General features: G+C 64.4%; 21 protein-coding genes. 16 read left to right on the top strand and 5 right to left on the bottom strand.

All coding sequences use genetic code 11. From position 1 onward, the window contains the following. Window positions 1–8: 8 nt before the first annotated feature. The 3 genes from BLR92_RS08865 to BLR92_RS08875 all read left to right on the top strand — a co-directional run bounded on the left by BLR92_RS08865 (window position 9) and on the right by BLR92_RS08875 (window position 3,362). Window positions 9–1,007: a polysaccharide deacetylase family protein gene (locus tag BLR92_RS08865; protein ID WP_089727658.1), complete on the top strand. Its 999-nt coding sequence runs from the start codon at window positions 9–11 to the stop codon at window positions 1,005–1,007. 106 nt (window positions 1,008–1,113) lie between these two features. After that, window positions 1,114–2,943, top strand: a complete 1,830-nt coding sequence (gene typA, locus BLR92_RS08870; RefSeq protein ID WP_089727659.1) for a translational GTPase TypA — start codon at window positions 1,114–1,116, stop codon at window positions 2,941–2,943. Window positions 2,944–3,047: 104 nt separating this feature from the next. After that, entirely contained in the window at window positions 3,048–3,362 is a 315-nt protein-coding gene (locus BLR92_RS08875) for a riboflavin synthase family protein (protein WP_089727663.1), read from the top strand. Between the two features lie 135 nt (window positions 3,363–3,497). Here BLR92_RS08875 and BLR92_RS08880 read toward each other — a convergent pair whose 3' ends face one another. Continuing rightward, on the bottom strand, window positions 3,498–3,752 hold the full coding sequence (locus tag BLR92_RS08880; RefSeq protein ID WP_089727664.1) for a hypothetical protein: 255 nt from the start codon (window positions 3,750–3,752) through the stop codon (window positions 3,498–3,500). Window positions 3,753–3,925: 173 nt separating this feature from the next. On the opposite strand from BLR92_RS08880, the gene BLR92_RS08885 reads away from it, so the two are divergent. Together BLR92_RS08885 and BLR92_RS19700 are read left to right on the top strand one after the other, a co-directional pair. Continuing rightward, complete coding sequence (locus tag BLR92_RS08885; protein ID WP_089727667.1) at window positions 3,926–4,129, top strand: hypothetical protein; 204 nt, start codon at window positions 3,926–3,928, stop codon at window positions 4,127–4,129. A gap of 42 nt (window positions 4,130–4,171) precedes the next feature. Then, complete coding sequence (locus BLR92_RS19700; RefSeq protein WP_175488764.1) at window positions 4,172–4,345, top strand: hypothetical protein; 174 nt, start codon at window positions 4,172–4,174, stop codon at window positions 4,343–4,345. A gap of 107 nt (window positions 4,346–4,452) precedes the next feature. On the opposite strand, the gene betT is transcribed toward BLR92_RS19700, so the two are convergent. Continuing rightward, complete coding sequence (gene betT, locus BLR92_RS08890) at window positions 4,453–6,519, bottom strand: choline BCCT transporter BetT (RefSeq protein ID WP_089727669.1); 2,067 nt, start codon at window positions 6,517–6,519, stop codon at window positions 4,453–4,455. Window positions 6,520–6,701: 182 nt separating this feature from the next. Between betT and BLR92_RS19705 the strand changes: the two genes are divergently transcribed. From BLR92_RS19705 to BLR92_RS08920, 7 genes are all read left to right on the top strand, one after another. Continuing rightward, window positions 6,702–6,848: a hypothetical protein gene (locus BLR92_RS19705; RefSeq protein WP_175488765.1), complete on the top strand. Its 147-nt coding sequence runs from the start codon at window positions 6,702–6,704 to the stop codon at window positions 6,846–6,848. Beyond that, entirely contained in the window at window positions 6,848–7,576 is a 729-nt protein-coding gene (locus BLR92_RS08895) for a metal ABC transporter ATP-binding protein (RefSeq protein ID WP_089727671.1), read from the top strand. Before BLR92_RS19705 ends, BLR92_RS08895 begins: the two co-directional genes overlap by 1 nt. Further along, on the top strand, window positions 7,573–8,481 hold the full coding sequence (locus BLR92_RS08900) for a metal ABC transporter permease (RefSeq protein ID WP_089727672.1): 909 nt from the start codon (window positions 7,573–7,575) through the stop codon (window positions 8,479–8,481). Before BLR92_RS08895 ends, BLR92_RS08900 begins: the two co-directional genes overlap by 4 nt. 17 nt (window positions 8,482–8,498) lie before the next feature. After that, window positions 8,499–9,539 carry a metal ABC transporter solute-binding protein, Zn/Mn family gene (locus BLR92_RS08905; protein WP_089727673.1) on the top strand — a complete coding sequence of 347 codons (1,041 nt, stop codon included), beginning with the start codon at window positions 8,499–8,501 and terminating at the stop codon, window positions 9,537–9,539. Window positions 9,540–9,671: 132 nt separating this feature from the next. Beyond that, the gene (locus tag BLR92_RS08910; RefSeq protein WP_089727675.1) at window positions 9,672–10,337 is read left to right on the top strand and encodes an ABC transporter ATP-binding protein; all 666 of its coding nucleotides are present in this window, start codon (window positions 9,672–9,674) and stop codon (window positions 10,335–10,337) included. Then, window positions 10,334–12,838, top strand: a complete 2,505-nt coding sequence (locus BLR92_RS08915) for an ABC transporter permease (protein WP_245704155.1) — start codon at window positions 10,334–10,336, stop codon at window positions 12,836–12,838. Before BLR92_RS08910 ends, BLR92_RS08915 begins: the two co-directional genes overlap by 4 nt. Continuing rightward, window positions 12,835–13,962: a lipocalin-like domain-containing protein gene (locus tag BLR92_RS08920; RefSeq protein WP_089727677.1), complete on the top strand. Its 1,128-nt coding sequence runs from the start codon at window positions 12,835–12,837 to the stop codon at window positions 13,960–13,962. The genes BLR92_RS08915 and BLR92_RS08920 overlap by 4 nt, the downstream gene beginning before the upstream one ends. Window positions 13,963–14,011: 49 nt before the next feature. On the opposite strand, the gene gloA is transcribed toward BLR92_RS08920, so the two are convergent. The 3 genes from gloA to BLR92_RS08935 all read right to left on the bottom strand — a co-directional run bounded on the left by gloA (window position 14,012) and on the right by BLR92_RS08935 (window position 16,799). After that, complete coding sequence (gene gloA, locus BLR92_RS08925) at window positions 14,012–14,545, bottom strand: lactoylglutathione lyase (protein ID WP_089727679.1); 534 nt, start codon at window positions 14,543–14,545, stop codon at window positions 14,012–14,014. 79 nt (window positions 14,546–14,624) lie between these two features. Then, window positions 14,625–16,208, bottom strand: a complete 1,584-nt coding sequence (locus BLR92_RS08930) for a GMC family oxidoreductase (protein ID WP_175488766.1) — start codon at window positions 16,206–16,208, stop codon at window positions 14,625–14,627. Window positions 16,209–16,235: 27 nt separating this feature from the next. Beyond that, window positions 16,236–16,799, bottom strand: coding sequence for a twin-arginine translocation signal domain-containing protein (locus BLR92_RS08935; protein WP_089727681.1), 564 nt, complete (start codon window positions 16,797–16,799; stop codon window positions 16,236–16,238). A 267-nt stretch (window positions 16,800–17,066) separates the two neighbouring features. Between BLR92_RS08935 and BLR92_RS08940 the strand changes: the two genes are divergently transcribed. From BLR92_RS08940 to BLR92_RS08955, 4 genes are all read left to right on the top strand, one after another. Continuing rightward, window positions 17,067–17,384: a ribbon-helix-helix domain-containing protein gene (locus tag BLR92_RS08940; RefSeq protein WP_089727683.1), complete on the top strand. Its 318-nt coding sequence runs from the start codon at window positions 17,067–17,069 to the stop codon at window positions 17,382–17,384. A 41-nt stretch (window positions 17,385–17,425) separates the two neighbouring features. After that, window positions 17,426–17,893, top strand: coding sequence for a C40 family peptidase (locus BLR92_RS08945; protein WP_089728049.1), 468 nt, complete (start codon window positions 17,426–17,428; stop codon window positions 17,891–17,893). 115 nt (window positions 17,894–18,008) lie between these two features. Further along, the gene (locus BLR92_RS08950; protein ID WP_089727685.1) at window positions 18,009–18,566 is read left to right on the top strand and encodes a ferritin-like domain-containing protein; all 558 of its coding nucleotides are present in this window, start codon (window positions 18,009–18,011) and stop codon (window positions 18,564–18,566) included. Between the two features lie 131 nt (window positions 18,567–18,697). Then, window positions 18,698–19,336 carry a peroxiredoxin gene (locus tag BLR92_RS08955; RefSeq protein WP_089727687.1) on the top strand — a complete coding sequence of 213 codons (639 nt, stop codon included), beginning with the start codon at window positions 18,698–18,700 and terminating at the stop codon, window positions 19,334–19,336. The last annotated feature ends 47 nt before the right edge of the window (window positions 19,337–19,383 follow it).

Here is a 19,383-nt window from a genome sequence, read left to right on the forward strand (position 1 = left end):
GTGAGTCCATGAACGGATTGAACCTGGCACAGGATCTTGCCCAGCGGCTACGTGGTCACTGGCGACGCAGTCTGGTCGAGCCGCTATGGGGGCGCAACGCGATCGTCGTGTTGCAGCGAGTTTTACCCAGCGAAGCCGAGGCCCGGCTACCCCACCGCGCGCCCTGGTGTCTGGGTATCGATAGCTTCGAGCGGCTGCTGATCACGCTGAGCGAGGTGTCGCGGCTGGTCAGCCTGCCGACCGCCATGCAGATGCATCACGAGCCCCAGGCACGTATCGCGCTGACCTTCGATGCCGGCTGGCGCGACAATGCCGAGGTCGTCGCCCCGCTGCTCGAGCATTACGCGATTCCCGCGAGCATCTTCATCAGCACCGGCTGGCTGGGGCGCCGCCGCAGCGCCTGGCGCGAAGTGATCGGCGAGGGCCTGTGGCAACGCCAATCCCCCGCGACCATTCACAGCGCCCTCGGCGACGTCGGCCTGCCACTCCCACCGCTACCCCCGGCGCACCCGGACACCGCCTACAGCCGTGCGTTACTCGGCTACCTCAACCAACTGGCCTGCCTGGACGCTACCCGCGTGCGACGCCTGGGCGAGATCGCCGATCATCTGCACGCCGAACTCGGCCAGCCACCGCAGGGCCTCGACCCATTCAGCGTGCGACGCTTGGAAAACGGCGGCCTGATTCGCTTCGGCGCGCGTGGCGTTGGGTTCGACGCCTTTGAAAGCCAGAGCGACGAGCGCATCCGCTGGCAGGTGCGCCGCTCGCGCCGCGAGCTCAAGCGCCTGTGTCGCGACCCGCTACCGGTATTCGCCTACCCTGACGACCGCCCCTCCGTTCGCGTGCAGCAGGTGGTCAATCGCTGCGGCGTGCAAACGGCGCTCGCCGGTAGCGGCGGCTGGCTGTCGCACCGCGTCAACCCCTTGGCGCTGCCGCGCATCCCCATCGCGCAACCCATCGCCCAGAGTTCCGGGCGGCTGTTCGATTACCTGCTGGGGCAGCTTTAATCGCCCCTCAGTTCTTCTCCAGACAGCGAAATCCGTGGGAATAAGGTGGTAGTGGTCATGAAGTAACCACTATAATGCGCCCCCTATTTCCCTGCAGGATCCCGTCGTGATCGAGAAACTTCGCAACATCGCCATCATCGCTCACGTCGACCATGGCAAAACCACGCTGGTCGACAAGCTTCTGAGTCAGTCCGGCACCCTGGACCGCAAGGCCGAGGGGCAGGAACGCGTCATGGACTCCAACGACCAGGAAAAGGAACGCGGCATCACCATCCTGGCCAAGAACACGGCGATCCGCTGGCAGGCTCCCGGCTCCGGCCAGGATTATCACATCAATATCGTCGACACCCCCGGACACGCCGACTTCGGCGGCGAGGTCGAGCGCGTGATGTCGATGGTCGACTCCGTGCTGCTGCTGGTCGATGCCGTCGACGGGCCGATGCCGCAGACCCGCTTCGTCACCCAGAAGGCCTTCGACCAAGGCCTGAAGCCGATCGTCGTGGTCAACAAGATCGACCGCCCCGGCGCGCGTCCCGATTGGGTCATCGACCAGATTTTCGACCTGTTCGACAACCTCGGCGCCTCCGATGAGCAGCTCGACTTCCCGATCGTCTACTGCTCGGCGCTCAACGGCATCGCCGGCCCCGAGCCGGATCAGCTCGCCGACGACATGGCGCCGATGTTCCAGGCCATCGTCGACATCGTCGAGCCGCCCAAGGTCGAGCGTGACGGCACCTTCCAGATGCAGATCTCGGCGCTCGACTACAACAGCTACGTCGGCGTTATCGGCCTCGGCCGCATCAAGCGCGGCAGCGTCAGCCCCGGCCAGCAGATCGTGGTGGTTTCCCGCGACGGCGCGACCCGCAAGGGCAAGATCGGCCAGGTCATGACCCATATGGGTCTCGAACGCGTACAGACCGAGCAGGCCGACGCCGGCGACATCGTGTGTATCACCGGCATCGACAACCTGGCGATCTCCGATACGCTATGCGACCCGGCCGCCGCCGAGGCGCTGCCCGCGCTGAGCGTCGACGAACCCACCGTATCGATGACCTTCCAGGTCAACGACTCGCCGTTCGCCGGCCGCGATGGCAAGTACGTCACCAGCCGCAACATCAAGGATCGCCTCGACCAGGAACTGATCCACAATGTCGCGCTGCGCGTCGAGCAGGGCGAATCGCCGGAGAAGTTCAAGGTTTCCGGGCGCGGCGAGCTGCACCTCTCGGTGCTGATCGAGACCATGCGCCGCGAGGGCTTCGAGCTGGCTGTGGGCCGCCCCGAAGTCATCGTGCGCGAGATCGACGGCGTCAAGCAGGAACCCTACGAAGAAGTCATCATCGACTGCGAGGAGCAGCACCAGGGCGCGGTGATGGAAGAGCTCGGCTACCGCAAGGGTGAGCTGACCAACATGAACCCCGATGGCAAGGGCCGCGTACGCCTGGACTTCATGATCCCCGCACGCGGACTGATCGGCTTTCGTGGCCAGTTTCTGACCCTGACCTCGGGCACCGGCATCCTGACCAGCCGCTTCGATCACTACGGCCCGCTCAAGCCCGACGCCTCCATCGAACGGCGCAACGGCGTGCTGGTGTCGATGGTGCCTGGCAAGGCGCTGGCCTATGCCCTTTACGCCCTGCAGGAACGCGGCAAGCTGATCATCGATCACGGCACCGAGGTCTACGAAGGCATGCTGATCGGCATCAACAACCGCGCCAACGACATGGTCGTCAACCCGACCAAGGGCAAGAAACTCGACAACATGCGCTCCACCGGCAACGACGAGAACATCGTGCTCACGCCGCCGGTCAGGTTCTCGCTGGAGCAGGCCATCGAGTTCCTGGATTCCGACGAACTGGTCGAGATCACCCCGCAGCACATTCGCCTGCGCAAGAAGCATCTCACCGAAAACGCCCGCAAGCGCGCCAGCAAACAGTAGGCGCACAAGGCGAGCCAACGGAGCCCACCCTCAGCGGTGGGCTTTTTGTTGCCCGGCAAACCCGGCTAATCTTTAAAAGTCATCATACGAGGGAGGCAAGCCACATGCACAAGCATATCGATTGGGACCTGCCGGGTGCGCACAGCGTCTCGTCACACTACGCCAGGGACCCCAACCCCTACGGCAAGCCGCATGCCGGCACGATCCTTACCGCCCGCTACCAGGGCGCCACCGTGCGCGTAAGGGTCGAAGCCTACCTCGATGACGACGACACCAGCATCGGTGAAGTGGTCGCGCTGGTCGATCCGCTCAGCGGCGAGCGCATGAAAAACCTCGGCAAACTGACGCTCGGCGACCTGGTGCGCCTGCCTGACGAAAAGCGCGCCTTCGAAACCGCCCAAAAGTCTCAAGACGATTAAACGAAAATACTCCGCAATTTTAATCTGCGTTAAGGCAACTCTTCCGCCAATACTGCCACCCTGTGTCCCGTGGCAAGGATCGCTCCTCGGACCGTCAGGAAGACGGCATGCCCGGCCCTGACGGGCCGGGCATTTCTAATGATCGCGCCGTGAATCGGCATCCCCCGCTTCGCCTTTCAGATATTGCTCGGTGGTCAGCAGAAACAACCGCCTGAACAGCTCATGAATCGCCTCCTCGCGCCGGAGCGTCAACAGATCGCGCTCTTCGTCCGACACATTCGGCTCCTGCCGGGGATACTCCCACGCCAAGCGCACCGAACCCGAGGTCGCATCGCAGATTCGTAGTGTCGGGTTGACGCCCCTGAGCACCGTATCGATTCGATAAGCCATGTTTGCCTCCTTGATCTTTTGTTAAACGATAATGATTATCATTTGAATAAAATTAGAGGGGAAGCACGAAACTGTCAAGGTCTCTTCAAACGGCTCGGCATTTTTACACCCGACCGTTCTCAAGGCAGCAGTCGGCTTCTACGCTAAGCACATAGTCACCACCGGAGTGCGTCATGACCGACATGGGAACCTGCACCTGCCCAGGCTGCGAACACGACGTGCCAAGCGAGCAAGCCTCGATTACCGAAGGTCGCGCTTACTGCTGCACCGCCTGCGCCGCCGGCCATCCCGACGGCATGGAATGCATCCACCCCGGCTGCGAATGCACCGAATTGAACCGCCCCGCCTCGGGCGATTTGCCCAAGGAACAGTTCTAGCGTTTAGCGCTGCGACACATTGCTTTACTGCGAGGAGACAGCATGTCGAAACAAGCGCGTGTTGAAGCCGTTTTCGACGTAGGCGACTTCAAGGAAAACATTACCGGCTGGGTGGTGATCGACGAGAGCCAGCCGGACAACGAAACCGTCGTCTCGGAGCATGAGACGCAGAGTGAGGCGATCAAGGCGGCGGAAGAGTTCGAGCAGCGGGAATAGGTTGGGTAGTAGCTCTTAACTCGAACCATCCATTTACCATGAATTGGCCCCGCCCGCCTAACCGCGGGCGGGGCCATTCGGCGCATCTCAACGCCTACACCACCCCCTCAAGCCGGCGGCTGTTCCGGGCTGTCGGGCATGTTGATATGCCCCGGCTCCAGTCGGTTGATGTGCAAAAAGTGCATGTGGCGTTCGTACTGGTCGAGGATGTCCTCGATCACCTGTTCGCGGGTGTAGCCCATCAGGTCGTAGCCCTGGCTGCCCTCGAGCAGATACACCTCGAGCCGGTAGTAGCGCTCTGAGGCGTGCGGGGTGTGCAGGGCGAATCCCGGCGTGGCGAAGCCCTGGCTCCATATCTGGTAGGTGAAGTTCTGTTCTTCCTCGAAGTCGACGTTGAGCGAGAGATAGTCGTCGTCGTTCTGCACGCCCTGCTGGATATGCGCAACGCCGCCCTGCTCCTCGAGCGAATCCCTGACCGCCTCCATCGCCGGCCTGGCGGTCTCCTCCAGGAAACGCCGCGCCTGCTTGCGACCGGGGAAGCTCATGGCGCGCTTGAGACGCTGCTGCCAGCTACGCGTGGCGCCACGTTCGCCGCCGGTGCGCCCCGAGAGGGAGCCGGCCAGGCTGGCGTGGCGGCTGTCTTCCTTGAAGGCCTCCAGCTTGAGCGCCTTGTAGAGCCCGGCGATCATGAAGAACAGCACCACCGAGAACGGCAGCCCGGTGATCACCACGGTACTCTGCAGCGCGCCCAGCCCGCCGGCCACGAGCAGCGCCAGGGTCAACACGCCGATCACCGCCGACCACAGGATGCGCATCCAGATCGGCGCGTCGTGATTCACGTCGGAGAGGATCGAGGTGAAGTTCGACAGCACCAGCGCCCCGGAGTCGCCCGAGGTGACGAAGAACACGATGGCCAGGATGCTCACCGCCACGGTGGTGAAGAGCGGTGCGGGGTATTGTTGCAGGAACAGGTAGATCCCCGCCGGCGGGTTGGCCATGACCTCCTGGCCGAACTCGGTGGCGCCTTCCATGGCCATGTCGATCGCGCTGTTTCCCAGCAGCGACATCCACAGCATCATGAAGATGATCGGCAGCGTCAGGGTACCGAGCACGAAGGTGCGGATGGTGCGCCCGCGCGAGATACGCGCCAGGAACAGGCCGACGAACGGCCCCCAGGCGATCCACCAAGCCCAGAAGAACAGCGTCCAGGCGTTGAGCCAATCGGTCGGCGGGTCGAAGGCGTAGGTGTTGAACGACAGGTTGACGAAGCTGGAAAGGTAATCGCCGACGTTCATCACCAGCGCGTTGAGCAGGAAGACGGTCTCGCCGGCGAACAGCACGAACAGCAACAGCGCGACCGCCAGCAGGATATTGAATTCGGACAGGCGGCGGATGCCCCGCTCCACCCCGGTCACGGCGGAGATCGTCGCGAACAGTACGATGAGCACCACCAGTACGGACTGGGTCCAGACGCTCTCGGGGATGCCGAACATGTAATCCAGGCCGAAGTTGAGCTGGATGATGCCGATGCCGAGACTGGCGGCGATGCCGAAGACCGTGCCCAGCACCGCCGCCGTGTCGACGGCATGGCCGATCGGCCCGTAGATTCGGTTGCCGAAAATCGGGTAGAGCGCGCTGCGAATGGTCAACGGCAGATTGTGTCGGTAGCTGAAGAAGGCCAGCGACATGCCCACCAGCGTGTAGATGCCCCAGCCCGACAACCCCCAATGCAGAAAGGTCAGTTGCATGGCGTGACGCGCCGCGGCGATCTCGTCTCCCGGTCGCTGGGGAGCGTTGTAGAACTGGGTGAGTGGCTCGGCCAGGGCGAAGAAGATCACCCCGATGCCGATACCGGCGGAGAACAGCATGGACGCCCAGGAGAAGATGTTGAAATCGGGGCGCGAGTGCTCGGGGCCCAGGCGGATCTTGCCGAAGCGCGACAGCCCGATGGCGATCACGAAGGCCAGGTAGATCACCACGGTGAGAAAGTAGTACCAACCGAAGGTGCGGGAAATCCACGCCAGAACGGCATTGATGACGGCGTTGGCCTGCTCGGTGGCGATCATCGTCCACAGCGAGAAGGCGACGATGCCGATCACCGAACCGTAGAACACCGTCGGGTTGAGGCGGTCTCGCGGCGTGGTCGCGCTAGTGTTCTTATCTGAGACATCCATATCGGCTCCTGTTGGGTCAGGCAGCGGCGTACGCTGTGGCGCAACCGCCAGCGTCGATCTATAGCTTAGTGCCCTTATCGACATTGCATCACTGTCGCCCGGGTTTTAGCCGTACCGACACTGGCGCCGCCCAGTTTTGTTATGTTATAACCTTCTTCCGATTTTTCGAGGCGGAGTCACCCATGGCACATCGTCACCATCACCGGCCCGACGGGCCCTGCCACTTTTCGCTGATGTCGTTGTCGGCGCGCAAGCGCCTGTTGATGGCCCTGGTGCCACTCGGTTTGCTGTGGCTGGCGGTGGCCTGGGCCACGGGGGCTTGGGGCTGATGTCACGCCTGCGACTCGAAGGCCTGCAACTTGCCCAGGGCGGGCGCACCGTACTCGAGCACCTCGAAGGTAGCTTTCACGATGGCGCGATCACCGCGCTGATCGGCGCCAACGGCGCCGGCAAGAGCACGCTGATTCAGGCGATCATGGGTATCCTGCCGCCCATCGTCGGTCAGATTCATTGCGATGTGCCCAAGGAGCGCCGCGCCTGGCTGCCCCAGCAACTGGCGCTGGACCTGACCTTCCCGATGAGCGTGGAAGAACTGGTGATGACCGGCACCTGGCCGAGCCACGGTGCGCTGAAGGATTATTGCGGCCCGCACTATCTGAAGGCGCGCGAGGTGATGCGGCGCCTGGGCATCTCGCACCTGGCGCACCGCCCGCTGGGCGAGCTGTCCGGTGGCCAGCGCCAGCGCGCGCTGCTGGGCCGCACGCTGATGCAGGGCGCCGAGTTGCTGCTGCTCGACGAGCCGTTCGCCAACGTCGATGCCGATACCGTCACCGTGCTGACCCAGGTGCTACGCGAGATGGCTGACCAGGGCACCACCATCGTCGTGGTGTTGCACGACCTGGAACAACTGGCGCGCCTGGCCGATTGCGTGTTGCTGCTGGCCGGCGGTCATGGCCGCTGGTCGACCCCGCAGGCGATTCTCGAGCGCCACGGCGTGGCCGATCACACATCCCAGGCGCCGCTGTTGCCGCTGGGCTTCCCGGGGGCGGCGTCATGATCGAGTCACTGAACGCGCTGTTGCTCGCGCCGCTGACCGACTACGGCTTCATGCGTCGCGCGCTGATCGCCGGGCTGGCGCTGTCGCTGGCCGCGCCGCCACTGGGGGTGTTCCTGATGCTGCGCGGCATGAGCCTGATCGGCGATGCCATGGCCCATGCGATCCTGCCCGGTGTGGCGCTGGGCTTTCTGCTCGCCGGTTTCTCGTTGCCGGCGATGAGCCTGGGTGGCGTGCTGTCGGGGCTGATCGTCGCCGGGCTGGCGGGTGGCGTGTCGCAGATGACCGGCCACCGCGAGGACTCGGCGATGGCCAGCTTCTACCTGATCTCGCTGGCGGCGGGGGTCATGCTGGTGTCGCTGGGCGGCAGCAGCGTCGACCTGACCCACGTGCTGTTCGGCTCGATTCTCGCCGTGACCTCCACCGCCTTGTTGCTGATCGCCGCGGTGTGCAGCGTCACCGTGCTGCTGCTGGCGCTGATGTTCCGCGCGCTGGTGGTCGAGTGCCTGGACCCGTTGTTCCTGCGCGGCCAGGGCGTGCGCCACGGGCTGATCCATGGGCTGTTCCTGGGGCTGGTGGTGCTCAACCTGACCGCCGGCTTCCAGACCCTGGGCACCCTGATGGCGGTCGGCCTGATGATGCTGCCGGCGACCACCGCGCGTTTCTGGTCGAAGCGCCTGGAGGGGCTGATCGGCCTGGCCGTGGTCATCGCCATGCTCGCCAGCACCGGCGGGCTGCTGCTGTCGTATCACTTCGAATTGCCTTCGGGCCCCAGCATCATCCTGCTGGCCGGCATCGCCTATCTGTTCTCGGCGTTGTGCGGTCGCTACCACAGCGTATTGGCGCGCCTGCGCCGCCGGGCGACGCCACTGGAATCGTCCGCTAACGACTACCAACCCTCGGCCTAACTAAAAAGGAAGCCATCATGCGATACCCCCTGGCGCTCGGCCTGGCACTCGCCTTCACGATGCCCATGGCCCAGGCCGACGAACCGCTACGGGTCGTCACCAGTTTCAGCATTCTCGCCGACATGGTCGAGCAGGTCGGCGGCGAACGGGTCGAGATCACGTCGCTGGTCGGCGCCGACAGCGACACCCATGTGTTCTCGCCCAGCCCCAGCGATGCCCGGCGCCTGGCCGAAGCCGACCTGGTGGTGTTCAACGGCCTGCGGCTCGAGGGCTGGATGCAGCGCCTGCTCGATGCCAGCGGCTACACTGGCACCTTGGTCGTTGCCAGCGCGGGAGTCGCGACGCTGGCAAGCGACGACGACCGGCATGCCCAGCACGACCACGACCATGACCATGACCATGACCATGACCATGAACATCATGACGACGCCGGCCACGATGGCCATGGGCACGAAGATGGGCATGCGCATGGCGACACCGACCCGCATGCCTGGCTCGATGTGGCGCGTGGCCAGCAGTATGTCGTCAATATCCGCGACGGACTGATCGAGGCCGACTCGACGCATGCCGATGCCTACCGCGAGAACGCCGAGCAGTACCTGGCCGAACTCGAAGCGCTGGACGACGAGATTCACGCCCTGATCGCGTCGATTCCCGAGTCGCGGCGCGTGGTAGTGACCGGCCACGATGCCTTCGGCTACTTTGCCGATGCCTACGCCGTGCGCTTTCTGTCGCCGGTCGGGCTCAATACCGCCGCCGCGCCGTCCGCCGCCGACATGGGCCGGCTGGTCGACGTGATTCGCGACAACCATGTGCAGGCGCTGTTTCACGAGAACATCACCAGCCCGGCGCTGATTCGCCAGCTCGCCGAGGAAGCCGACCTGCCCATCGCCGGCACGCTCTACTCCGGGGCGCTGGCAAGCGAAGGCGAGGCCAGCACCTACGCCGGCATGATGCGCCATAACGCCACGCTGATGCACGATGGCCTGACGCACGGCGAGGCTCGCCAAGCCAGCGAGAACAAAGCCATGCACGAAAGCCACGATCACGCACACTGACAGCGAGGCTATTAACCAATCGTTAACAGCCGCTGCCTAAAATCGCGGTTTTGGCTAGGATGAGTTTTCTAGGCCGGGAACCTGCCGACCACGGCAGAGTCCGCATTACGAGACCTCTAGAGATCGCCCAGCATGCTGCAACTGACCGATGTCACCAAGACGTACCCCACGCCGCAGGGCGCGCTGCACGTTCTCGATGGCGTCGATCTGCACCTGGGCGCCGGCGAGAGCCTGGCGCTGATGGGCGAATCGGGCAGTGGCAAGTCGACGCTGCTGCATCTGGCCGCCGGGCTCGACCTGCCCGATCGCGGCGACATCCATCTCGACGGCGAGCGCTTGTCGACACTCGGCGAGCCACGTCGCGCGGCGCTGCGTCGCCAGCAACTGGGCTTGGTGTTCCAGCAGTTTCACCTGGTGCCCAGCCTCTCGGTGGCGGATAACCTGAGTCTTCAGGCGCGACTGGCCGAACGCGAGGACAACCACTGGACGCAGCACCTGCTGGCGCGCCTGGGGCTGGCCGGGCTCAACGACCGCTACCCCGAGCAGCTCTCCGGCGGCCAGCAGCAGCGCCTGGCGATCGGCCGGGCGTTGGCCGCCAAACCGCGCCTGCTGCTCGCCGACGAACCCACCGGCAACCTCGACGAGACCGCCGCCGACGAGGTACTGGATCTACTGGCTTCGCTGGTCGACGAGAGCGGCTGCGCGCTGCTGATGGTCACGCATAGCGCGCGGGTCGCGGCCCCCATGGACCGCTGCCTGCGCCTGCAACACGGCCGCCTGGCCGAGCCCGGGGAATGACCCCGGCGCGCATGGCGGTATTACGCACCAGCCTGGCGACGCTGCTGTCCCATTACCGGCGCCACCCCGGCCAGCTCGCCATGCTGATCGTCGGCCTGTGGGTGGCCAGCGCCCTGTGGAGCGGCGTGCAGGCGATCAATGCCTCGGCGCGCGACAGCTACGCGCGTGCCGAGGCGCTGTTCAGCAGCGATCTCGATAGCATCACCCGCCGCGATGGCCGGCCGCTGAGCCTCGACGATTACCTGACACTACGCCGTGCCGGGCTGCGCGTCTCGCCGCTGGTCGAGGGGGAATGGACCTCGGCCGCCGGCGACACGCTGACGCTGATCGGCATCGACCCACTGACGCTGCCCGACGATGCCCCGCTGGGGCGCACCGAAAGCAGCGCGGGGTCGCTACGCGACTGGCTGCTGCCACCGCATCGCGTACGCGTCGCCCCCGATACCGCCGCGCAACTGAATGACGCGACACGCCTGCCGCCGCTCGAGATCGACCCGGCCCTGCCACCCGGTACGCTGGTCACCGATATCGGCGTGGCGCAGCGCCTGCTCGGCTTCGAGGGCCAGTTGACCCGGCTGGTGATCGCCGCCGAGCGATCGGCCGAACTGCCGGCGGGGTTCGTGCGCACGTCCGCTGCGGTAATCGCCTCTCCCGGACAGCTCACCGAGAGCTTTCATCTCAACCTCACCGCCATGGGCCTGCTGGCGCTGGTGGTCGGGCTGTTCATCGTGCATGCCGCGTTGGGCCTGGCACTCGAGCAACGCCTGGGGCTGTTGCGTACGCTGCGCGCGCTGGGCGTGCCGGCGCGCACGCTGATCGCAGCACTGGCGTTGGAGCTGCTGGTCATCGGCCTCGTTGGCGCGGCGTTGGGTATCGCCAGCGGCGTATTGCTGGCCCAGGCGCTGTTGCCCGATGTCGCGGCCAGCCTCGCCGAACTCTACGACAGCAACGTCGGCACCACGCTGGCGCTGCCCTGGCACTACTGGCTGGGCGGGCTGGTGATCACCCTAGGCGGGCTGTTCAGCGCCGGCGCCAGCATGCTGTGGCGCGCCGCACGCCTGAACGTGCTGGCACTCGGCCAGGCGCAGGCCTGGCGCGGCCGGCTGCGGCGTCAGTTGGGCATCCAGGGCTGGCTCGGTGGCGTGTTGCTGCTCGTCGCAGCGCTGCTGTGGTGGCGGTTGAGTGGGCGCGCCGGCCAGCAGGAGTTGGCGCTGAGCTTCGCGATGGTCGCCGCGCTGTTGCTGGGCACGGCATTGTGGCTGCCGCCGCTATTGGCCGGCGCGTTGCGCCTCGCCGCGCGCCGCCTGCGCAACCGGCCGCTGGCGCAATGGGCGGTGGCCGACCTGCAATTGCAGCTACCGCGCCTGCAACTGCCGATGATGGCGCTGCTGCTGGCGCTTGCCACCAATCTCGGCGTGGGCAGCATGGTCGGTGGTTTTCGCCTGACCTTCCTCGACTGGCTCGATCAACGCCTGCTGGCGGATCTCTACGTGCGTCCGCCGGCCGAGCAGTTTGATGCCGTGCGCGACTGGCTGATCGAACGCCCCGAGGTGGCCACCTTGCTACCGGCGCGTAGCTCTGATGCCACGCTGATCGGCAGTGACAGTCGCAATGCCGGGGGCACCGACACCGCCACGCCGGTCAAGCTGTTCGGCATCGCGCCCGAGCCCATCCTGCGCCGCCATTGGCCGCTGCTGGACACCCACGCCGGTCGCGAGGCCGCCTGGCGTGCACTGGCTGGCGGCGAGGCCTTTATCAACGAGCAATTGGCGCGGCGCCACTCGCTGGCGCCGGGCGATACGCTACGCCTGCGCACGGCGCAAGGCACGAGGCGCCTGAGCATCGCAGCAATCTATCCCGACTACGGTAACCCCAGCGGTGAAATCACCCTGCCGGTCACGCGCCTGGCCAGCGAGTTCAGCGCCCCGCCCGGCTCGCTGGGCGTGGTGCTGGCGAAGGATCGCGCCTCCCGCGATGCGCTGATGGCGCGACTGCGCGAGGGCCTCGCCGCGCGCTTCGGGCTGGCTGGGCCGACGCTGATCGATCAGCGCTCGCTCAAGCGCAGCGCCACCGAGGTTTTCGAGCGCACCTTCGCGATCACCCAGGCGCTCAACGCGCTGACCCTGGGCGTCGCCGGCCTGGCGCTGCTGACCACGCTGCTGGCGCAGGCCGAAACGCGCCGCGCGCAGCTCGCACCGCTGTGGGCACTGGGCGTCACCCGTGCGCGGCTGGTCGGCGTGCAACTCGCCCAGCTCCTGGCCGCAGCAACGGGCACCGCGTTGCTCGCCGTTCCGCTGGGGCTTGCGTTGTCCTATGCGCTGGTCGCGGTGATCAATGTCGCGGCCTTCGGCTGGCGCTTGCCGCTGCACGTGTTTCCCGGGCAGATCGCCGTCACTCTCATGCTGGCGCTGATGGTCGCCGCGCTGGCCGCGCTGCTGCCGGCGTGGCGGTTGTGGCGCGTGCCGCCTCGCCAACTATTGCAGGAGTTCGCCGCCTCATGAAGCGCTCGGCTTGGGCCTGCGTCGTCGTGCTGGCGGCGATAGCAATCGCCGTGCTCGGCTGGCAGTTCCGCCCAGCCGGCGAGCCATCATCCAGCGGCTATGCCGGTCTCGCTGACAGTTCCGGCGACTTCGCCGTGGCCGGCCCGCATATCGAGTTGCGCTTCCCACAGGACCACGGGCCGCACCCTGACTATCGCATCGAGTGGTGGTATTTGACCGCCAATTTGCGCGGCGAGGATGGCCGCCCGTTCGGCGTGCAGTGGACGCTATTTCGCCAGGCACTCGCCCCGCCGACGGCGCTCGCAACAGACGACCAACCCTGGAGCAGCCGCCAGCTATGGATGGCCCACGCCGCCGTCTCGACACCCTCCGACCACTACTTCGCCGAGCGCTTCGCACGGGGCGGCATCAAACAAGCCGGCGTCAGGATTACGCCGTTCGCCGCCTGGCTGGACAACTGGTCGCTGATGGCACCACCCGCCACCCGCGGCCTGGAACACCTGGAAGTCACGGCGCAAGGCGACGATTTCGGCTACCGTTTGCAACTGACCGCCGAGGGGCCGCTGGTGCGCCACGGCGATGGCGGCTTCAGCCAGAAATCGGCCGACGGCCAGGGCTCGATGTACTACAGCCAGCCGTTCTATCGCGTCAGCGGTGAGGTGCGTATCGCTGGCGAGTCGATTGCCGTCAGCGGCCGCGCCTGGCTGGATCGCGAATGGAGCAGCCAGCTATTGGGACCCGGCCAGAGCGGCTGGGACTGGTTCTCGCTGCATCTCGATAGCGGCGCCAAGCTGATGGCCTTTCGCCTGCGCGGTGGCGGCGAAGCTAACGCCGGCGATTACGTCTCGGGGAGCTGGATCTCGGCGCAGGGCCAGGTCACGCCGCTGGGTGATGATCAGGGCGATGAAGAGCTACGCCTGACACCGCTGGCACATAGCCGGGTCGCCGGGCGACGGCTGCCCACCGCATGGCGGGTCGAGGTACCGGGGCATGGGCTCGATTTCGAGGTGCGTGCCCGCCATCCCAAGCAGTGGATGGGCACCTCGTTCGCCTATTGGGAAGGCATGGTCGCGGTCGAAGGCAGCCACGCCGGCGTGGGTTATCTGGAAATGACCGGCTACTGAAGCGCACGCCACCCGCCGACGTGTGCGGGTGGCGACGAGTGTCGATGCGTTAGCGGCCTGCACCCTCCATTTTTGAAGCCTGAACGATTTCAATCCAGTAGCCATCGACGTCTTTAATGAACGCCACGTCTTTCATTTTTCCCTGCTCCGGACGTTTGACATAGCTGACCTCGTTGCTGTCGAACCAGGCGATAGCGGCTTCCAGGTCCGGTACCGAGAAACAGATATGACCAAAGCCCTGCGGTTCGCTATTGCCGTCGTGATAGGCAAAGTCATCCTGATCCTCTGTGCCCCAGTTATGCGTCAGTTCGAGCAGGCCGCGCTGCTGGAACGTCCAGACCGTGCGCTCGCCGACCTCCTCGGGGATCGCTTCGTCATCGTCGAGCCGGGCGAGAAAATACAGCGAGAAGCCCATCTCCTCGAAATCGAGCCGGCGCAGCACGCGCATGCCAAAGATTCCGGTATAAAAGGCCAGTGACTTTTCAGGATCCTTGACGCGCAGCATGGTGTGATTGAGACGAAAGCCCTGGGCTTTTTGTGGTGGCGCCATGACACCGGGATATTGCTCTCCATCGAAGCTCATGCGCTCTCCTCGCATTGCATGGTATTTAACTAAAAAAGACGATACCGGGGGCTACCCGGCATCGCCAAGGGGTAATCCGCTAGACCGCTCCTTCCTTCATCAGCTTGCCGATATGCTCCGCCTGGCGAATCGCCAGCGAAACGATAGTCAGAGTGGGGTTCTCCGCCGCCGAGGTGGTGAACTGGCTGCCATCCGAGATGAACAGGTTGGCAACATCGTGAGTCTGACCGTAGCCATTGCAGACACCGTCTTGCGCGCGAGCGCTCATCCGGCATGAGCCCATGTTATGGGTCGAGGGATAGGGCGGCGTGCGGTAGATATCCCTGGCGCCCACGGATTCATACAGCGCGGCACCCTGGCGGAAGCCATGCTCGCGCATCGCGATATCGTTGGGGTGATCGTCGTAGTGAACGTTGGCGACCGGCAGCCCGTAGGCGTCCTTGGCCTCGCCGTTGAGGGTGATACGGTTGGTTTCGCGGGGCATGTCCTCGCCGACCAGCCACATGCCGGCCATGTGGTCGTACTGATCCAGCGCACCGGCGAACTTGCTGCCCCAGGCGCCGGGATCGAGAAACGCTGCCATGAACGGCAGGCCCAGCGACAGCGTTTCCATCTCGTAGCCGCCGACGAAGCCGCGCGACGGATCGTGGCGCGCTTCATCGGAAATGATCCCGGCCATGGTGGTGCCACGGTACATGTGCACCGGCTCGTCGAAGGTCGCGTACACCGAGCCGGTCATATGACGCATGTAGTTGCGCCCGACCTGCCCGGAGCTGTTGGCCAGCCCATCGGGGAACATTGATGAGGCCGAATTGAGCAGCAATCGCGGCGTTTCGATGGAATTGCCGGCCACCGCCACGATGCGCGCCTTCTGGCGCTGCATGTCGCCATTGGCATCGAAGTAGGTCACCCCGGTGGCGCGCCCCTGATCGTCGTGCTCGATGGTCGCGACATGCGACTGCGGGCGCAGCTCCATGTGTCCGGTGGCGATCGCCGCCGGCAATTCTGTATAGAGCGTCGACCACTTCGCACCGGTGCGGCATCCCTGGAAGCAGAAACCGCGCTGCTGGCAAGAAGCCCGGCCATCGCGAATCTCGCTGTTGATCGCCATATGGCCGGTATTGCAGCTATAGCCCAGATTCTTGGCCCCGGCGTACATCACGTGGAAGTTGTTGTTGCCCGGCAGGCCGGGAATGTCATTGGTGCGGGTCACCCCCATGCGGTTTTCGGCCTTGGCATAGTAAGGCGCCAGGTCGTCATAGCCGAGTGGCCAATCGAGCAGGTTGGCGCCCTCGACGGCACCATATTCGCTGAGCGCGCGAAACTCGTGGGGCTGAAAGCGCAGGCTGGCGCCGGCCCAGTGCACCGTGGTGCCACCCACCGATTTGACGATCCATGCCGGCAGATTGGGAAAATCCTTGGCCAGCCGGAAACTGCCCGAGGTAGTGCGATTGTCCAGCCACGATAGCTGGCTGAAGGCTGCCCATTCGTCGGCGAGAAAATCGTCACGGGTATGTATCGCGCCGGCCTCGAGAACGACGACGTCGATGCCCTGGCTTGCCAGTTCGTTGGCCAGCGTTCCCCCGCCGGCACCGGAGCCGATGATCACTACCACGCTATCGTCGTCCTGCGCGAAGCGTGCCTGATTGTCGGTCATTGCCATGATGGCTCTCCTTATTGTTATCGCGCGTCAGGACGCCTTGCCGGGCATGTAACCGTCCGCCGGTTGTGGCGGGTCGGGTAGCCAGGTCAGGTCGCTGAAACCGTTGTAGAGATAGCCGACGTCGCCCTCCTCGCCCTGATAGCCGAAATGCGTGAAGGCCAGGGGGTTGTTGTAGAGCGAGACGACGGCGGTGGCACGAATCTTCTCGAAGAACGGCGTGCCTTCGAGTGCCTCGATGCGCTGGAACTGCTCTTGTTTGTCGAGTGCCAGCCAATCGCCGCTGGCATCGCTATCGAGCGAAGCGATGCCGCCCTGAATCAGCTCATGGGTCTGCTCTACGCCAGCTGCCTTGTCCAGATCCTTGACCACAAAGGCATAGACGGCATCCTCGAGACCGGGATGTGGAAACAGGTGTTTGGTGATTTCAAGCAGCACTTCGCCTTGGCGAGAGCTCAAGGTGTCGAGTGGCATCGCCCAACTGCGGCTGGGTGCCAGCAAAGCGATGGGGCCACTGGCGAAGGCCAGGGTGCCGGCCAGCGCACCGCCACTGGCCTTGAGAAAGACACGGCGTGAAAGGGGTCGTGACAACATGGCGAATCTCCCCAGTGCGGGATGACAACCTGCCGGCCAAACGCAGCAGCCTATCTCCCAACGGTTGTTATGATCGTTGTTCAGATGAAGCCGGAGGGCTTCTTCAATGAGAGTAGGCCTAGGCGCCGTGCGGCGGGTATTACTGGGTTACTACATAGCCTAAGGTCTTATGCCGGCTAATCGGCACAGCACGACACAAGTTGCATGGCCGGCGCTGGGCAATGAGTCTAGTTTTAGAAGGAAGTGAACGAATCCGTGGGAGCTTTCATGTGTCATGTCTATGCGTCGACCGACCCCCAGCGCTACGAGAATACGACCCGTTCGGTGCGTCTTCAGGGTAGCGTGACCAGCGTGCGGCTGGAGAACGAGTTCTGGGAGATTCTCGATGATCTGGCCGCCGGGCAAAACCTGTCCACCGGCCAGTTCATCAGCCGACTCTACGGGGAGGTGATCGCCGACAAGGGTGATGTGCCCAATCTAGCCTCGCTGCTGCGCGTGGCCTGTGCGGTGCATCTGCACTTGCGCGCCCAGCCCGCCATCGGTGAACCGCAGGCCGCGTCGTATGCGTCGCGGCAGTTGGCGTAAGTTCGTCGGTGTCCGCGACAGACTGCCCGAGACCTTCATTGCTGCGCCGGCAACGACTGATAGCTCTGCTGTTGCTGGCGCTACTCGCCGGCTGCGCCGGGCCCGAGCTGCGCACCCAAAACGGTCTCGGTCAGGCCGGGCTGTCCATCGAACGCGCGCTGATTCTCTCCAGCGCCAAACAGGCGCTGGGCACACCGTACCGTTACGGCGGCGAGACACTACGCGGAGTGGATTGCTCGGGATTGGTGCAGATGGCCTACGCGGCCGCCGGTATCGGGCTGCCGCGCACCGCCGACCGGCAGTTCTCGCGCCTGCCCGAGCGCGACGTGGCGCGCCCCGGCGATCTGCTGTTCTTCGGCTCGGGCTCGACGGCCACGCATGTCGGGATTTATCTCGGCGACCGGCGAATGATTCACGCACCGGGCCGCGGCCGACGGGTGAGCATCACCTCGCTGGATATCGACTACTGGCACGAGCATTTCCTCGGTGCCGCCGGGCCGGCGCCCTGAACGCCAAACCGCCTTGCATTGTCAGGTGACTATCGCAGCCATTGAGAGACATTACCTCCGTGGCGGAGCAGATGTCCTATGCTTTGAATGCACTTGAAATTTGAGGAGAAGGACCTTGGCAAACCAACCCTTTCTGACCGATATTCAGACCATTCGCGAACGCGCCCGCCAGCACATCGAAAACGGTGCGGTAACCGAGGGCTATCGTGCCGACCGCGAGCGGGTCATCGATATTCTCAACGAGGCGCTGGCCACCGAGATCGTCTGCGTGTTGCGCTACAAGCGCCATTACTACATGGCCGATGGGCTCAGCGCCAATATCGCCGCCAATGAGTTTCTCGAACATGCCCAGCAGGAACAGCAACACGCCGACTGGCTCGCCGAGCGCATCGTGCAACTGGGCGGCGCGCCCAACTTCTCGCCCGAGGGCATCCTGACGCGCTCGCATTCCGAGTACGTCGAAGGCGACACGCTCAAGGAAATGATCAAGGAAGACCTGGTAGCCGAGCGCATCGCCATCGACAGCTATCGCGAGATCGTCGCCTACCTCGGCGATCAGGACCCGACCTCGCGGCGCATCATGGAGGACATTCTCGCCCAGGAGGAAGAGCATGCCGACGACATGGCGGGGCTACTCGAGGGGCTACAACGGCAACACCAGAGCAACGCCTGAAGCGGATGGCTAATAGCGCTTGTGCATTTGCTTATCCGAAGGCGTTGTTTCCCTTTGCCTATGTCCCAATGTCATGATCGAGAGCGCGTTTCAAGCGACCAGACGGATTCACTCATACAAGGAGCACGAATATGTCTTTGCGACTCGGCGACATCGCCCCAGACTTCACCCAGGACAGCACCGACGGCCCGATCAATTTTCATGAGTGGGCCGGCGACAACTGGATCATTCTGTTCTCGCACCCCAAGGATTTCACCCCGGTATGCACCACCGAACTGGGGGAGGTGTCACGCCTGAAACCCGAGTTCGAAAAGCGTAACGCCAAGGCCATCGGCCTGTCGGTTGACCCGGTTGACGATCACCGCGCCTGGGCCGGCGACATTCAGGAAACCCAGGGCCACGGGCTGAATTTCCCGTTGTTGGCCGATGGCGATCGCAAGGTCAGCGATCTTTACGACATGATTCACCCCAACGCCAACGACTCGCTGACGGTGCGTTCGGTGTTCATTATCGACCCCAACAAGAAGATCCGCTTGACCATCACCTACCCGGCCAGCACTGGGCGCAACTTCCCCGAGATTCTGCGCGTGATCGACAGCCTGCAACTCACCGACGATTACAAGGTGGCCACCCCGGTGAACTGGACCGATGGCGGCGATTGCATCATCGTGCCCGCGGTTACCAACGAGCAGGCCAAGGAAATGTTCCCCGGCGGCTGGGACGAGAAGAAGCCCTACCTGCGCATGGTCAAGCAGCCGAACAAGCCCTAATAGCGGCGTGCCAGCCTGAATAGAAATCGCCGCTGCGTGGCAATCAC

It is taken from the genome of Modicisalibacter muralis (genome assembly GCF_900102945.1).
GTDB lineage: Bacteria > Pseudomonadota > Gammaproteobacteria > Pseudomonadales > Halomonadaceae > Modicisalibacter > Modicisalibacter muralis.

Bases quoted from the DNA above. Each gene is read 5' to 3' on its own strand.
- BLR92_RS08865 (WP_089727658.1), top strand. From the start codon at position 9: ATGAACGGATTGAACCTGGCACAGGATCTTGCCCAGCGGCTACGTGGT.
- BLR92_RS08875 (WP_089727663.1), top strand. From the start codon at position 3,048: ATGCACAAGCATATCGATTGGGACCTGCCGGGTGCGCACAGCGTCTCG.
- BLR92_RS08880 (WP_089727664.1), bottom strand. From the start codon at position 3,752: ATGGCTTATCGAATCGATACGGTGCTCAGGGGCGTCAACCCGACACTA.
- BLR92_RS08885 (WP_089727667.1), top strand. From the start codon at position 3,926: ATGACCGACATGGGAACCTGCACCTGCCCAGGCTGCGAACACGACGTG.
- BLR92_RS19700 (WP_175488764.1), top strand. From the start codon at position 4,172: ATGTCGAAACAAGCGCGTGTTGAAGCCGTTTTCGACGTAGGCGACTTC.
- betT (WP_089727669.1), bottom strand. From the start codon at position 6,519: ATGGATGTCTCAGATAAGAACACTAGCGCGACCACGCCGCGAGACCGC.
- BLR92_RS19705 (WP_175488765.1), top strand. From the start codon at position 6,702: ATGGCACATCGTCACCATCACCGGCCCGACGGGCCCTGCCACTTTTCG.
- BLR92_RS08895 (WP_089727671.1), top strand. From the start codon at position 6,848: ATGTCACGCCTGCGACTCGAAGGCCTGCAACTTGCCCAGGGCGGGCGC.
- BLR92_RS08900 (WP_089727672.1), top strand. From the start codon at position 7,573: ATGATCGAGTCACTGAACGCGCTGTTGCTCGCGCCGCTGACCGACTAC.
- BLR92_RS08905 (WP_089727673.1), top strand. From the start codon at position 8,499: ATGCGATACCCCCTGGCGCTCGGCCTGGCACTCGCCTTCACGATGCCC.
- BLR92_RS08910 (WP_089727675.1), top strand. From the start codon at position 9,672: ATGCTGCAACTGACCGATGTCACCAAGACGTACCCCACGCCGCAGGGC.
- BLR92_RS08915 (WP_245704155.1), top strand. From the start codon at position 10,334: ATGACCCCGGCGCGCATGGCGGTATTACGCACCAGCCTGGCGACGCTG.
- BLR92_RS08920 (WP_089727677.1), top strand. From the start codon at position 12,835: ATGAAGCGCTCGGCTTGGGCCTGCGTCGTCGTGCTGGCGGCGATAGCA.
- gloA (WP_089727679.1), bottom strand. From the start codon at position 14,545: ATGAGCTTCGATGGAGAGCAATATCCCGGTGTCATGGCGCCACCACAA.
- BLR92_RS08930 (WP_175488766.1), bottom strand. From the start codon at position 16,208: ATGGCAATGACCGACAATCAGGCACGCTTCGCGCAGGACGACGATAGC.
- BLR92_RS08935 (WP_089727681.1), bottom strand. From the start codon at position 16,799: ATGTTGTCACGACCCCTTTCACGCCGTGTCTTTCTCAAGGCCAGTGGC.
- BLR92_RS08940 (WP_089727683.1), top strand. From the start codon at position 17,067: ATGTGTCATGTCTATGCGTCGACCGACCCCCAGCGCTACGAGAATACG.
- BLR92_RS08955 (WP_089727687.1), top strand. From the start codon at position 18,698: ATGTCTTTGCGACTCGGCGACATCGCCCCAGACTTCACCCAGGACAGC.